Source organism: Gilliamella sp. W8126 (assembly GCF_016102185.1).
Lineage (GTDB): Bacteria > Pseudomonadota > Gammaproteobacteria > Enterobacterales > Orbaceae > Gilliamella > Gilliamella apis_A.
Genome location: NZ_JACFPE010000002.1, coordinates 88,566 through 101,955, shown reverse-complemented (window position 1 = coordinate 101,955; position 13,390 = coordinate 88,566). Strand labels below are relative to the sequence as shown.

12 protein-coding genes are annotated in these 13,390 nt (G+C 33.7%); all 12 read right to left on the bottom strand.

Translation table 11 applies throughout. The annotated features are described in order from the left end of the window. Nucleotides 1–21: 21 nt before the first annotated feature. The 12 genes from rseP to accD all read right to left on the bottom strand — a co-directional run bounded on the left by rseP (nt 22) and on the right by accD (nt 13,297). Complete coding sequence (gene rseP / locus H3S74_RS04510) at nt 22–1,344, bottom strand: RIP metalloprotease RseP (protein ID WP_181414617.1); 1,323 nt, start codon at nt 1,342–1,344, stop codon at nt 22–24. A 13-nt stretch (nt 1,345–1,357) separates the two neighbouring features. Continuing rightward, nucleotides 1,358–2,200: a phosphatidate cytidylyltransferase gene (locus H3S74_RS04505; RefSeq protein ID WP_110447124.1), complete on the bottom strand. Its 843-nt coding sequence runs from the start codon at nt 2,198–2,200 to the stop codon at nt 1,358–1,360. Next, nucleotides 2,200–2,925, bottom strand: coding sequence for an isoprenyl transferase (locus H3S74_RS04500; protein WP_110447123.1), 726 nt, complete (start codon nt 2,923–2,925; stop codon nt 2,200–2,202). The genes H3S74_RS04505 and H3S74_RS04500 overlap by 1 nt, the downstream gene beginning before the upstream one ends. 46 nt (nt 2,926–2,971) lie before the next feature. Next, nucleotides 2,972–3,604: a cAMP-activated global transcriptional regulator CRP gene (crp, locus tag H3S74_RS04495; protein WP_110448015.1), complete on the bottom strand. Its 633-nt coding sequence runs from the start codon at nt 3,602–3,604 to the stop codon at nt 2,972–2,974. An 84-nt stretch (nt 3,605–3,688) separates the two neighbouring features. Then, nucleotides 3,689–3,895 carry a YheU family protein gene (locus tag H3S74_RS04490; protein ID WP_198247345.1) on the bottom strand — a complete coding sequence of 69 codons (207 nt, stop codon included), beginning with the start codon at nt 3,893–3,895 and terminating at the stop codon, nt 3,689–3,691. Between the two features lie 176 nt (nt 3,896–4,071). Then, nucleotides 4,072–5,178: a hypothetical protein gene (locus H3S74_RS04485; RefSeq protein ID WP_198247344.1), complete on the bottom strand. Its 1,107-nt coding sequence runs from the start codon at nt 5,176–5,178 to the stop codon at nt 4,072–4,074. A gap of 121 nt (nt 5,179–5,299) precedes the next feature. After that, nucleotides 5,300–8,023, bottom strand: coding sequence for an inverse autotransporter beta domain-containing protein (locus H3S74_RS04480; protein ID WP_198247343.1), 2,724 nt, complete (start codon nt 8,021–8,023; stop codon nt 5,300–5,302). 468 nt (nt 8,024–8,491) lie between these two features. Beyond that, on the bottom strand, nt 8,492–10,009 hold the full coding sequence (purF, locus tag H3S74_RS04475; RefSeq protein ID WP_198247342.1) for an amidophosphoribosyltransferase: 1,518 nt from the start codon (nt 10,007–10,009) through the stop codon (nt 8,492–8,494). Between the two features lie 18 nt (nt 10,010–10,027). Next, complete coding sequence (locus tag H3S74_RS04470) at nt 10,028–10,513, bottom strand: CvpA family protein (protein WP_110448014.1); 486 nt, start codon at nt 10,511–10,513, stop codon at nt 10,028–10,030. 60 nt (nt 10,514–10,573) lie between these two features. Continuing rightward, nucleotides 10,574–11,116, bottom strand: coding sequence for an SPOR domain-containing protein (locus H3S74_RS04465; RefSeq protein WP_198247341.1), 543 nt, complete (start codon nt 11,114–11,116; stop codon nt 10,574–10,576). 12 nt (nt 11,117–11,128) lie between these two features. Continuing rightward, nucleotides 11,129–12,400, bottom strand: a complete 1,272-nt coding sequence (gene folC, locus H3S74_RS04460) for a bifunctional tetrahydrofolate synthase/dihydrofolate synthase (RefSeq protein ID WP_232354847.1) — start codon at nt 12,398–12,400, stop codon at nt 11,129–11,131. 6 nt (nt 12,401–12,406) lie between these two features. After that, nucleotides 12,407–13,297 (bottom strand): acetyl-CoA carboxylase, carboxyltransferase subunit beta, encoded by an 891-nt coding sequence (gene accD / locus H3S74_RS04455; RefSeq protein ID WP_110447116.1) that lies wholly within the window; start codon nt 13,295–13,297, stop codon nt 12,407–12,409. Nucleotides 13,298–13,390: the final 93 nt, after the last annotated feature.

The following is a 13,390-nucleotide window of genomic DNA, read 5'->3' as shown; positions in this document are numbered from 1 at the left end:
TATATTTATAACCTCATCCCATTACAATCGTAAAATATCATTAAATAGTGCAATTCCCATTATTACCATTAATAAAACAAATCCGATACGAAAAAAACGCTCTTGTGCTTTATTTGATAAGGCATTTCCTTTTATTCTTTCAAATAATAAAAAAAGCAACTGCCCGCCATCTAACATTGGTAATGGAACAAGATTGATTACACCTAAACTTATACTAATAAAAGCCAGAAAATATAAGTAAGGAGTAAAACCATAACTTGCTGTTTGCCCTGCGCTTTTTGCTATAGTTATTGGTCCTGATAAGTGTTTAAGGCCAATAACACCTGTTACTAATTGATAAAGAGATCGAACAGTTAACTTGGTTGTTAATATAGTTTGTTCCATCGCCTTGCCAAATCCATTTAAAAAACTATACTGCCTAATTACTGAATCGGATGTCGGGTAAAATCCAGCAACACCCTCTCCATTTTTATTTATTTTGGGTGTTAAAGTTAGATTGATATCTTTACCATCACGATCCACTTTCAATACCATGATTTCAGCTTTTTTTATTGTATTAGTAAAATCAATCCAATTTGTATATAACTGATTATTATAACTGATAATTTTATCTCCAACTTGCAAACCCGCTTGCTCTGCAGCTGAATCAGTCACAATTTTACTTACAATTGGATAAATTTCCAACTGTTTAGGTATAAAACCAAAAGCTCTTATAGCAGAATCTTTCTCTATATCAAAATACCAATGACTAATATTAACATTTTTAGTCACTTCTTCTGGTGTTTTATCGCCATTTGAACTATCTATATAGGTAACATTAATATTCTGATTTCCTAAAGCGGTAATCAATGCAATATTTACATCATTCCAACTATCAATTTTTGCATTATCTATCATCTTTAACTCTGAATCAGCTGGAATATTTAAGGTTGCAGCCGGGGTTAAAGGTATAACATTTTTTACTATAACAGGGTACTCTACGACTCCCATCAAAAAGATAATCCAATAGATAAACACGGCTAAAACAAAATTGGCAAATGGGCCAGCGAAAATAATTGCTGCTCTTTGCCACAATTTCTTTTTGTCATAAGCAAATTTTTCAAAATTAGGCGCTAGTTCACTAGCTCGACTATCAAGCATTCTAACATAGCCACCTAGTGGAATCATAGCAATAACTAATTCAGTTCCACTTGAAAACTTACGCGCCCATATTTTTTTACCAAAACCAATCGAAAAACATTCTACCTGGACCTTACATAACCTAGCCACATAAAAATGCCCAAACTCATGTGCAGTGACTAATATACTGATAGTAATAATAAATAACAACAGTGACCAGAGCAAAATCAATAACCTTTTAAAGTAAATATAAAGATAGTGCCGCAAACATCGGAACTGCCGCAGTTAAACTATCAATCCGATCTAAAATGCCACCGTGTCCAGGTATTAAATTACCACTATCTTTAATACCAGCTTCTCTTTTGAACATACTTTCAGTCAAATCGCCCAATACTGAAACCAAAATAGCCAATAAAGAGCTCAACATAAAGGCAGTGAAACTCAATTGAAAATAGCCAGTTAAATAAACAAATATACTAATTAAAATAGCAGAGCCAACCCCACCTAAAAAGCCTTCTATCGTTTTACCGGGTGATACTTTTGCTGCTAATTTGCGTTTACCTAACGCTCTACCAACAAAATATGCACCAGTATCGGTGGCCCATACTACCACAAATACATATAGCAACCAAACAGCACCGGTATAAGTATTTAATGTATAATTAATTGATCGCAGTTCAATCATACTGATAAAGAAAGGAACCAGTGTAAAAAATGCAAATAATAACTTAATAACTAAAGAGTTAGACCAGTATTTTGCTGATTTTGGATAACCAATTACCAGCAATAACGCAACTAACCACCAAATAATCGATAAACAAATTATATAATTGAATAATCTATATTTTATTAATTCTGTATTTGGAATTAAGTAAACTAAACTTAATAACATTACAACAAAAAATGTAAAAACAATTTTATTTAATGGTTTAGTGATAGCGAGAAAATTAGTCCATTCCCATGCAGCCATTCCACAAACAGCGATCATTAGATAAGAAAATATTGATAATGGTGCAAAAAACAAAGCAATAATTACCAGTGGAATAAGTATTAGTGCAGTTAAAATACGGTGAATTAACATTAAAGTTCCTCATTTTGAACACCGCCGAAACGTCGTTCTCTAGTATTAAATACATTTATCGCTTCATCAAAGGATATTGAATTAAAGTCAGGCCATAGTGTGTCGGTAAAATAGAGTTCAGCATAGGCACTTTGCCATAATAAAAAGTTACTCATTCGATATTCACCACCAGTACGTATAACTAATTCAACTTCAGGCAAATCACTCATGCTAATAGTTGATGCAAAACTATCCTCATTAATATCTTCAATTTTCATTTTTCCTTGCAAAACCTCAGTTGCCATTTTTTGTGCTGATTGTACAATATCCCAGCGACCACCATAATTAGCCGCAATATTGAGAACCAAGCCGGTATTATTTTGTGTTAAACATTGAGCATCAATAATCAGTTTTTGAAGATGTTCATTAAACTTTGAGATATCACCAATAATATTTAAACGGACGTTATGTTTATTTAAACTTTTAATTTCTCGATTTAATGCATAAATAAAAAGTGATATTAATGCTGAAACTTCATTAGATGGCCGCTTCCAATTTTCACTACTAAAAGCATATAAAGTCAGTACTTTGATATTTAGTTTTGCAGCATGAGTAACAATTTTACGAACCGCTTTTAAACCAGCTCGATGGCCAATCGCCCTTAATTGATTACGTTGTTGAGCCCAACGACCATTACCATCCATTATAATAGCGACATGATTCGGAATGTATCTTTGTTGTGTCATTTAATATCTCGTAATATCTCAATCATTTTAATTACAATTTCGATAATCAACGGGTACCATAAACCACAATTGTTTTGCCATGTGCTGAAATCAAATGTTGGTCTTCAAGCATTTTTAAAATTCTGCCTACTGTTTCACGTGAACAACCAACTATTTGACCAATTTCCTGACGTGTAATTTTAATTTGCATACCGTCAGGATGAGTCATTGCATCTGGTTGTTTAGTTAAGTTCAATAAGGTTTGTGCAATTCGTCCAGCAACATCTAAAAAAGCTAAGTTGCTCACTTTTTCTGATGTAACTTGTAATCGACTCGCCATTTGGCTAGCGAGTCGCATTAAAATATCGGGATTAACTTGTACAAGCTGTTTAAATTTTTTATAGGAGATTTCAGCTACTTCACAACTTGTTTTCGCTTTAACCCAAGCACTACGCTCCGTGCCCTCTTCGAAAAGACCTAATTCACCTAGAAATTGATTTTGATTTAAATAAGACAAAATCATTTCATTACCTTCATCATCTTTAATTAATACAGCAACAGATCCTTTCAAAATGTAATAGAGGGTTTCGGCTCTTTCTCCTTGATGAATAAGGGTACTTTTAGCTGGATATTTATGAATATGGCAATGAGATAAAAACCATTCTAATGTTGTATCTGATTGCTGTTTACCAATCATTATTCCGTCCTCTCCATTCAATTACTACAATTACACTATAACAAAGTTACACAATAAATCATATACTCAATAAAACGATTTTAATCATTATTTTATAATTTTGATATCGATTGTTTCATGTAATTCAGACCAAAAAATTGCCGCAGTTCCATTAATTAAATGAAGTTTAACCTCGTTAACTTTATCTACAAGTGTTTTTTCTTGCAGGCCATAATCAGTACCTTCTCGAAGTACATAAGATTCAATAAGATTATTTAATGTTTGAGGTTCAAGTTGTTGCCAAGAAATAATCATGAGTGTAGTTATCAATTTGACTATATTAATTATTGTAGCAATTTAATGCTGAGAAGTGCACAATTAAATATTATATTAACCAAAACTTTTAGCAATTGAGTTTGAATTAAGTTCATTTAATCAAAAAAAAACCACCCAAAAGAGTGGTTTTTATTAATCTCATAACTAATGAATAATTAGTTTGCTGTAACTTGAAGTTTGAAGCCTTGAATACCAGCTTTAGTACCAGCAATACTATATACTGAGTTATGTTTTGCTCCAGTTAAAGCAACATTGCCTCCTGCTGCGTTAACCGCACCTAAAGCAATTGAATCATTATTATTAGCAGCAGTTACAGAATACACACCTGCAGTAACTTTTTCTGAAGAATCTACATTACCAGTTGTGTCGTTAGAAGGACCTGAAAGATTCCATGTAAAGCTATATGAAGCAGTAATTATTCTATCGTTAGCACCTGGTACAGAAGTAGCTGTTGTATCACCTTTCACTTTTTGCCAAACAACAGCAGCTAAGCGATCGCCATAGCGTGGAGTTGATTTTTGAGCCCACACATCATCTGTAATGCCTTCTGGTTTTGACAAACTAGCTAAATTTACAGTCATATCAAGTGCACCAGTTGTGTCATATTTGAAAATACCCAATTTTGTACTTTCTTTAGAAACGATTGGTCCCACTGGGTTATCAGGATCTGTATCACCAGGACCAGTATCGTCGGTTGGTTTGTCATTGTCACCAATTTCTGGTTTTACTTCAGGAGTTTTATTACTCCAAATATCAGCAATGTCTAACCATTGGTTTGTATTTGGGTTACCAAATGTAGTTTTCTCTTGAAGTTGTAAACCAACTTTCACCGCACCGGCCATATCTTCAGGGATTTGGAAATATATGTGACCTCTTTCACCATCATTGGAGAATTTAATATCAAGAGCAGTGTTCACTTTGACCCAGTTTGTACCATCATTAATCCATACTTTTAGTGTATCTTTTACTACACCATTTTCATCTAGATCGCCATCTAAATCTCTTAATTCATAAAAGACGTGAATAAAATCACCAACTTCTGCTTTTCTATCAGGGCCTCCAGCAGTTACACCTGCTTCGTCTGCTGAAATACGAACAGTCACTTGTCGTTCTTCTTTACTTTTGTCAGAATAAATAACAGGTGCATTACCTAGTATTTCTTTGCTTGTTGTACTTTTTAAATCTACTGCATAGGCACTACTAGCTGCATAACCAGCTAAGAACAAGCCTAACGCGACTTTTTTGATTGTTAGATTTTTCATGTTTAACTTCCTATTTTCTTTGATAAATTAACATGTTGTATTTATATAAATACACCATTTTTTTGGTGTTCCCTTTTAAATTATCAACGATAAATCGCGACAATTAAAAACTCTTCTAATTTTAATAAGCAGTAACTTGTAATAAAAAGCCTTGGTCACCAGCACATGCTTTTTCAGAAATAGAGACTTGTTGCCAATTCACATACTCAGGTGCACCATCAACTTTTTCAATACTAGTACCTATAAACGCGTAGCTATCTTCACCATCGCTGTTACTGCCATTTATTTTCGATTTAATTCCTCGAATCTTATAATGTGCATTTCTACCCATACTTACGTTGAACCATGGTCCATTTCGATAATCCGGATTAGTATAATCATTTTTTATATGTGTCATCTTATCACCTGGACATGCACTATCATTTGATCCAACAAGTGACCAGACAACAAATGGATCTTGAATTACTTCTCCTGCCATATCATAAGCGACTACATAATAATCACTGTGAACTTTCCATTCTTTCGGACCATTTGGATTAAATACTAGATAAGAACTATTATCACTGGTTGCGACTAATACATTACCTTCACTTCGATAGACCTCAAGCTTACCTGCTTGTCCTCCATTGAAGTAAACAACAGCATGGTTCAAAGATTGACCATATTTATTTAACTTAGCTACAAAATCAACTGTACCTGTGATATTTGAAGCAACATCAATGGCATAGGTATCACCAATTACTTCTATATCCTTAGCAGTCGCAGCATTACTAGATACTTTTTGTCCCATCTTAACTTTTTCGAATGATTTAACGATGACACAAGGATCTGAAGTTGGACAAGATTTCACTTTTCCAGAAGTTCCATCAATTAAATTAATTTGTTTACCATTACTAGTTGCTATCCACAAATTGGTAACAGAAGCTTCAAACGTATTGGAAATACTATCCATTAAGATATCATCACTAAATCCATTATAATCAGTCAAACTTCGGCTTCCTACTCCATCTTTTGGCATGATCAATGTTGCCATTACCGTAACCGCATCTAAACCATTAGCTGGATTTTGAATAGGATCTGCACTTGGTTTACCAAGTTTATCAATAGCCCAAACCCCCACTTTGCGTAGTTCAGTATTAGGTAGAACCTCAAATGAGACACTATTAGATGTTGCTGATTTTCCTTTACCATCAGTTACAGTCACCGATAAAGAATAAATACCATTGGTGCTAACTGGTTGACGTTGACCGTTTTTATCAAGATACCTTGGCGCAACTATTTTCCAATTATCAATACTCGCTGGTGGGTTAAGCCATGAAGAGGCAGTACAAGTTCCCGTTGCAGAACATAAGAAACCGCCACCATTATCAATATCTTGCATATTACCAGACCATTCTAATTGTGATAGACCTTTAGCATTATGCAAACCTATAGTAATATTAGATGTTGACCCTTCAATTAATTGAACAGATTCTAACCCTAAATCCACAGTCATTCGTTTTTCTTTATATTCAAGAACAATATAGTTGTTACGATCAACTAAATCATATCGACTGCCTTTTAAAGAGCGAGCTGATTGTACCATGTCTGGATCTAATTGATCTTTTAATGGCGTACCAATTCGATAATTCATGGTTAATTCTGCTGTAGTAGCTTTTTTGTTATCTTGCCCTCGTTTATGTTGCGCTTTTATCGTGAATAGAGGGACAGGAGTATAATCCAAGCCAACAGTTATCGCTCGAGGATCTTTTTGTAAGTTATCTTTACCAAATAATGCAACTTTATCACCAAAGTATTGTTCATACATTAATGAACCACCTAAATGTGGATATTGCGGCAAATAACCTTGAAAACGAATATCAAAACCTTTAGCTGCTCTCTCTAAATAATCATCAAAATCTTTGGATTCTTTCCAATCCGATAATGGGTGATAATAGTTGACCGCAAATTTCATGTAATCACTCCATGCTTCGGCACCAATACCTAAACGGTTATGATCTCGTTGAAAGTCGTGATCCCAAAACACATTATAACCGAGTAACCATTTTTTATCGGCAACATCCCAACGTTGACCAATACCAATATTACCTATGCGGCGATTATGTTCATATTCTTGAAATGAAACCTGACTAAATATCAACATATCCTCGGTGTCAATCCAAGGGCTAAATAATTTTAAATTAACGTTATTAAATTGGCCTTTATCACTCAAATCAAACTGTAACTGAGCTGTACCAAAACGACCTAAGAAATCCTGTGCTGCATTACGAACTGGATCAACAACTTGCGTCTTAACGCCATTACGAACATAACTTTCAGCGTAATTTTTACCTTTGTCTTTCAAACGACCTGATATACCGCCGTTATCAGATGAAGTAAGTTGCTTCCAGTCTTGAGTAGCGAGAGTCTGTAATGTAGAAGCGACTTGCGTGGCTAAAGCATCTTTATCTTTTTTTACATCGTAATTATCATCAGAACTTAGTTTTGGTAAATTCGGATGTTGATCCTTTTTATCATTACTAACTTTTATAGCAGGTAATAAAGGAGAGTTTTCTGGCAAAATTAAACGGTCACCAACATCAACAACATCTTTCTTGTCAAATCGACCAGCGTTCATCGCTCTTAGCTCTGAAATCGAAATACTACTTAATAGCGCAATCTGATATAGACTACGCTGTTGATTATTTATCATTTCTCGAGCTTTAGTGCCGTTCTTTAATTCAATTATCTTATTACTATCAACTGCGTTTGATGCTGTCTCCGAGTCTGTAGCATAAACAGGCTGCAAAGACAACGTTGCAATTACGAAAGCTGAGATAATTTTTAAATTAAGACTCTTTGTCATCTTAATTATTCCTTATATTCCTCTGACAATATTACAATGTTTTTTTATGTTTTTTAGCATTACTGTATTGTCATTAATAGTTGTGATTATTTATTACTTTTAATTAAATTTATATATTATTAAATCACTTTTACAAAATTAATATTTCTTTACAAAAAGATTAAATTTATAGGAATTTTATTACAAAAAAGTCATTTATCAAAATATTTTATTCTTTTTTTTGATTTTTTTTGTAAAGATTAATTTTATCCTTATTTTTCATTAGGTTATATTTGGAGGTTTTTTAGGATAAATTAGCTTTTTTATTACTTTGTTGAAAAATATAGTTTTTTACTAATAAAAAATTAATCAACGCGTTCAAATTTCAAACTAATTAAATAGATTGGTTTCAATAAATAAATCTGAAATTACTACTTCAGATTTATTTATTATAATCTTGTCATAATTTTTAGCAATATTAAATAACTGCTATTGTTCTTCATTATAAATTTCAAGATTTTCAGATTCTTTAATTGGCAAAGATATTTTAGTTTCTGCTCTATTATTCTCTAATTGATTAAAATAATTATCATCAACATCTTCTGTAATATAGTTGCCAGTAAATACAGAACATTCTAAATGGTGAATTTTGGGATTTTGTTCTCTAATAGAATCAATTAAATCAGAGAGATCTTGAAATATTAATTTATCAGCTCCGATTTCTTTTGCAATCTCATCTACTGATCGATTATAAGCAATTAGCTCACTAGCAACAGGCATATCGATACCATAAACATTAGGATATCTAATTTCTGGTGCAGCCGAAGCTAAATAAACTTTTTTAGCGCCAACAGAACGAACCATTTCAAGAATTTTTTCAGACGTCGTCCCTCGGACAATAGAATCATCAACAAGAAGTACATTTTTACCTTCAAACTCAATACGGTTAGCATTAAGTTTTCTTCTTACTGAAAGTTTTCTAGCATTTTGTCCAGGCATAATGAAGGTACGCCCTACATAACGATTTTTAACAAAGCCTTGTCTATAAGGTTTATCTAAAATACGAGCAATTTCAAGAGCTGCATCACAGGATGTTTCTGGAATAGGGATAACGACATCAATATCAATACCTTTCCACTCTCTAGCTATTTTTTGTCCTAGTTTTTGCCCCATTAATATCCGAGACTGATAAACAGATACACCATTCATGAATGAATCAGGTCGAGCAAAATAAACATACTCAAAAATACATGGGTAATATTGCGGATTATCAGAACACTGTTTAGAATAAAGCTGGCCATCTTGAGTAATATAAATAGCTTCACCTGGCTCTACATCTCGCATAAATTCAAAATCGAGGATATCTAAAGCGACACTTTCAGAGGCAACCATATATTCTGTTTTTTGATCATCAATAACTTTTTTACCAATAACCAATGGTCGGATACCAAATGGGTCACGAAAAGCAACCAGCCCATGACCAATAATCATTGCGACACAAGCATAAGCTCCTTTAATAATTTGATGAACTTGATGGACAGCACTAAAGATATTATCTGCAGTTAACGGATAAGTCGGAAATTTATCCAACTCACTAGCAAAAATGTTAAGTAATACTTCTGAATCTGAGCTAGTATTTATGTGACGTCTCGCTAATTCAAACACCTTATCTCGTAACTGATCAGTATTAGTTAAATTACCATTATGAGCCAATGCTATGCCATATGGCGAATTTACATAGAAAGGTTGAGCTTCTGAAGGGCTTGAACTACCAGCGGTTGGATAACGAATATGACCTATACCTAGATTACCTTGTAAACGTTGCATATGATGTTCTTGAAATACATCTTTTACCAAACCATTTGCTTTACGTAAACGAAAGCGATTTTGTTCATCAATGGTTACAATCCCAGCTGCATCTTGTCCACGATGTTGTAAAACAGTTAAAGCATCATAAATAGATTGATTAACAGTACTACATCCTACAATACCAACAACACCACACATACAATGATTACCTCAAACTTATTGAACTAAAAATGAAGACGACTGCTGTATAAAATCAAAAAACCAGCGAATGATAAAATGGAAATGCGGAATAAGTTGTGATTGCACCCAATATGGAGATTGAGATAATGGTGTAAAGGTATCAACAAAAAAAAGCACTGCTGCAACAACTAAAATACCTCTTAATACCCCAAAACAAATTCCCAATACTCGATCGGTACTTGATAGTCCTGTTTTTTGGACTAATTGACCTATAATATAAGAGACGATTGCACAAACAATTAATGTCGAAATAAAAAGTATCGCAATAGCAACTGCAATCCGAATGACATCACTATCAAAATAAGTCAAATAACTAGTAATGTACATATAAAAACGACTGGCAATAAAGAACGCTAGCACCCAACTAATTAAAGATAGCGCTTCTTTGACAAAACCTCTAATAATACTAATCAGTGCAGATAAAAGAATCACACCGATAATCGTAAAATCAACCCAATTCATCATAATAACTCACAATTTTATATTAATATTTTTTAATCTTTATACATCATAAAATGGTTGTTAATTAGTAATAATTACACCTTTTAACTTAGTTAAATTATTTAAATTACTAATCAACTGTTCAGCTTGTTCTCTTTTCGCATAAGGACCCACTTGTAATTTTATTAGTTGATTTGGTCCAGAATTATTTGGTATCACTCTAACGTTATAGTTATTCAGCCTTAATAAGGCAACTAGTTCCTCAATTTTTTTCTTATTTTTTAATGCACCAAGCTGAATCATATAGGGTTTATCAGTTTGTTCAGAAGATGTCGTTATTTGAGGATTAAAACTCTCATCAATAATATCAGGTGAAGCTAAAGGGCTAGGATATTGATCTGAATCAGGTGTATAAGAAGATTCATTTTTCACTGCAAAATCTTGATTTTGTTCATCTATTACACCTGATTGTAATATAGGAACTGTTGAAGTTTGCGAATTAGATTTATCCGTGATTATATTTGGAGCAATAATAGCAATTATTAACAAAAATGTAGCAAAACCAATAAGTTGATTTCTAATTTTATTTGAGCCACATTTAATTTTCTTTTGATTATTATCCATGTTCACATTTGCCTAGTTGCCTACAGTATCCAAAACGGCAGAAACGGTATGAAATGAGCCACAAATGACAATAATATCATCTTCTTTTGCTTCTTGCATAGCCTTTTGATATGCTTCATACACCGAATCAAACGTTGCAATGTTCGCTACATTTTCTTCTTGTAAAAACTGCTTTAATATATCAGCATTGCATCCCCGTTCACCATAAAGTGAAGCACAATACCACTGATCAGCATTAAATATAGATAAAGTACTTTTAATATCTTTATCCTTAAGCATTCCTATCACAAATCTCACTTTTCCAACTTTTGATTGTTGTTGTTTTAATAACTCAATTTGCTTGACTAAATAACTAGCCGCATGAGGGTTATGCGCAACATCAACGATTACAGTTGGTGATGATTGGATGATTTGAAAACGTCCTATCAAGCTAGTTTTTTCAAGAGCACTGTCTATTTGTTTTTGAGTAATAGAAAATGGTGAATAACTAAGGGCTGCAATTGCTGTTGCAGCATTAGCTAGAGGTACATGTGGAATCGGAAGATTTTTATACTGCTTTATCGAAGAATGAAATTGCCAGAATAATTTATCAATTTGTTGATAAGACCAATCTTTGTTTACAGCAAAGATAGGACAATTTATAGCATGGGCAACGTCTAAAATGGAAGATGGTATTTCAGGTTCGCCAACTACAGCGATGCTTTTAGGTTTAAAAATACCCGCTTTTTCTTGCCCAATGCTTTCTCGGGTATTGCCAAGATATTCAACATGATCGATACCGATTGTCGTTATAATTGCAATATCAGCATCAACAATATTGGTGGCATCTAACCTACCACCTAGCCCCACTTCTAAAATAACGATATCTAGTTGAGCTTGCTTAAATTGATATAAAGCCGCCAGTGTTGCATATTCGAAATAGGTTAATGAAACATCGCCTCTGGCCTTTTCAATCGCAGCAAATGCCTTAACAGTATCTGATGGGGTTGACTCTTGATTATTGATTCTAACTCGCTCAGTAAAACGTAATAAATGTGGAGAACTGTAAACACCAACACGCTTATTAGCAGCAAGTAAAATCATTTCTAGCGTACGACAAGTTGTCCCTTTGCCATTAGTGCCTGCTACAGTGAAAATATAAGGTGCTGGTTGTAATAAATCTAATCGCTCAGCGACTGATTTTACCCTTTCCAGCCCTAATTCAATGCTTGAAGGGTGTAACTGTTCCAAATAACAAAGCCATGTCTCAAGATCTGACATGGCATCAGGGATTTTATTTTGCATGATCAATTAAATTGTTTCATCATTAACGACATTATCAAAAGGGTTAGGAAGTTTCATTAACTTAGCCAATAAACCAGCAATTTTTGGTCGCATATCTCGACGATGAATAATCATATCAATTGCGCCTTTTTCAAGTAAAAACTCACTACGTTGGAATCCTTCTGGCAATGTTTCACGTACAGTTTGTTGTATTACTCTAGGGCCAGCAAAACCAATTAATGCTTTAGGCTCTGCAATATTAATATCGCCTAGCATAGCTAAACTTGCAGATACACCGCCCATTGTTGGATCGGTCATTACTGAAATGTATGGTAATCCTTCATCTTGCATTTTAGCTAAAATAGCACTCGTTTTTGCCATTTGCATTAATGAGAATAGTGCTTCTTGCATACGAGCACCACCACTGGTTGAAAAACAAATTAGTGGGCATTTATCTGCAATTGCTTGTTCAGCAGCACGAGTAAATAAAGCGCCAACCACCGATGACATTGATCCACCAATAAAAGCAAATTCAAAACAAGCTACGACAACCGGAATGCCTAGTAGTGTTCCTTTCATAACGACCATAGCTTCTTTTTCGTGAGTTTCTTTTTGTGCCGCAGTTAAACGATCTTTATATTTTTTAGTATCTTTGAATCTTAAAATATCTTTCGGAGCAAGTTCTGCACCAATTTCGACATCAGATCCTTCATCTAAGAAACGATATAAGCGAACTCGGGCAGGAATATGCATGTGGTGATCACATTTCGGACAGACCTCTAAGTTTCGGTCAAGTTCAGCTTGATAAATGACCTGCTCACAATTGCTACATTTAGTCCAAACACCACCTGGAATATTCGCCTTTTTATGATCTGACGATATATTATTTTTACTCAGAATTTTTTCAATCCAGCTCATTATGATTCTCTCATTCGGTACTCTATAATTAACGACGTATTGTATAATACTTTGCAATAATTCTTAATACTTGTTTTTGCTTTTATATCAATT

Excerpts from the sequence above, each read along its gene's own strand:
- H3S74_RS04480 (WP_198247343.1), bottom strand. The coding sequence starts at position 8,023 with ATGACAAAGAGTCTTAATTTAAAAATTATCTCAGCTTTCGTAATTGCA.
- H3S74_RS04465 (WP_198247341.1), bottom strand. The coding sequence starts at position 11,116 with ATGGATAATAATCAAAAGAAAATTAAATGTGGCTCAAATAAAATTAGA.
- folC (WP_232354847.1), bottom strand. The coding sequence starts at position 12,400 with ATGCAAAATAAAATCCCTGATGCCATGTCAGATCTTGAGACATGGCTT.
- H3S74_RS04505 (WP_110447124.1), bottom strand. The coding sequence starts at position 2,200 with ATGTTAATTCACCGTATTTTAACTGCACTAATACTTATTCCACTGGTA.
- H3S74_RS04470 (WP_110448014.1), bottom strand. The coding sequence starts at position 10,513 with ATGAATTGGGTTGATTTTACGATTATCGGTGTGATTCTTTTATCTGCA.
- purF (WP_198247342.1), bottom strand. The coding sequence starts at position 10,009 with ATGTGTGGTGTTGTTGGTATTGTAGGATGTAGTACTGTTAATCAATCT.
- H3S74_RS04485 (WP_198247344.1), bottom strand. The coding sequence starts at position 5,178 with ATGAAAAATCTAACAATCAAAAAAGTCGCGTTAGGCTTGTTCTTAGCT.
- H3S74_RS04490 (WP_198247345.1), bottom strand. The coding sequence starts at position 3,895 with ATGATTATTTCTTGGCAACAACTTGAACCTCAAACATTAAATAATCTT.
- accD (WP_110447116.1), bottom strand. The coding sequence starts at position 13,297 with ATGAGCTGGATTGAAAAAATTCTGAGTAAAAATAATATATCGTCAGAT.
- H3S74_RS04500 (WP_110447123.1), bottom strand. The coding sequence starts at position 2,925 with ATGACACAACAAAGATACATTCCGAATCATGTCGCTATTATAATGGAT.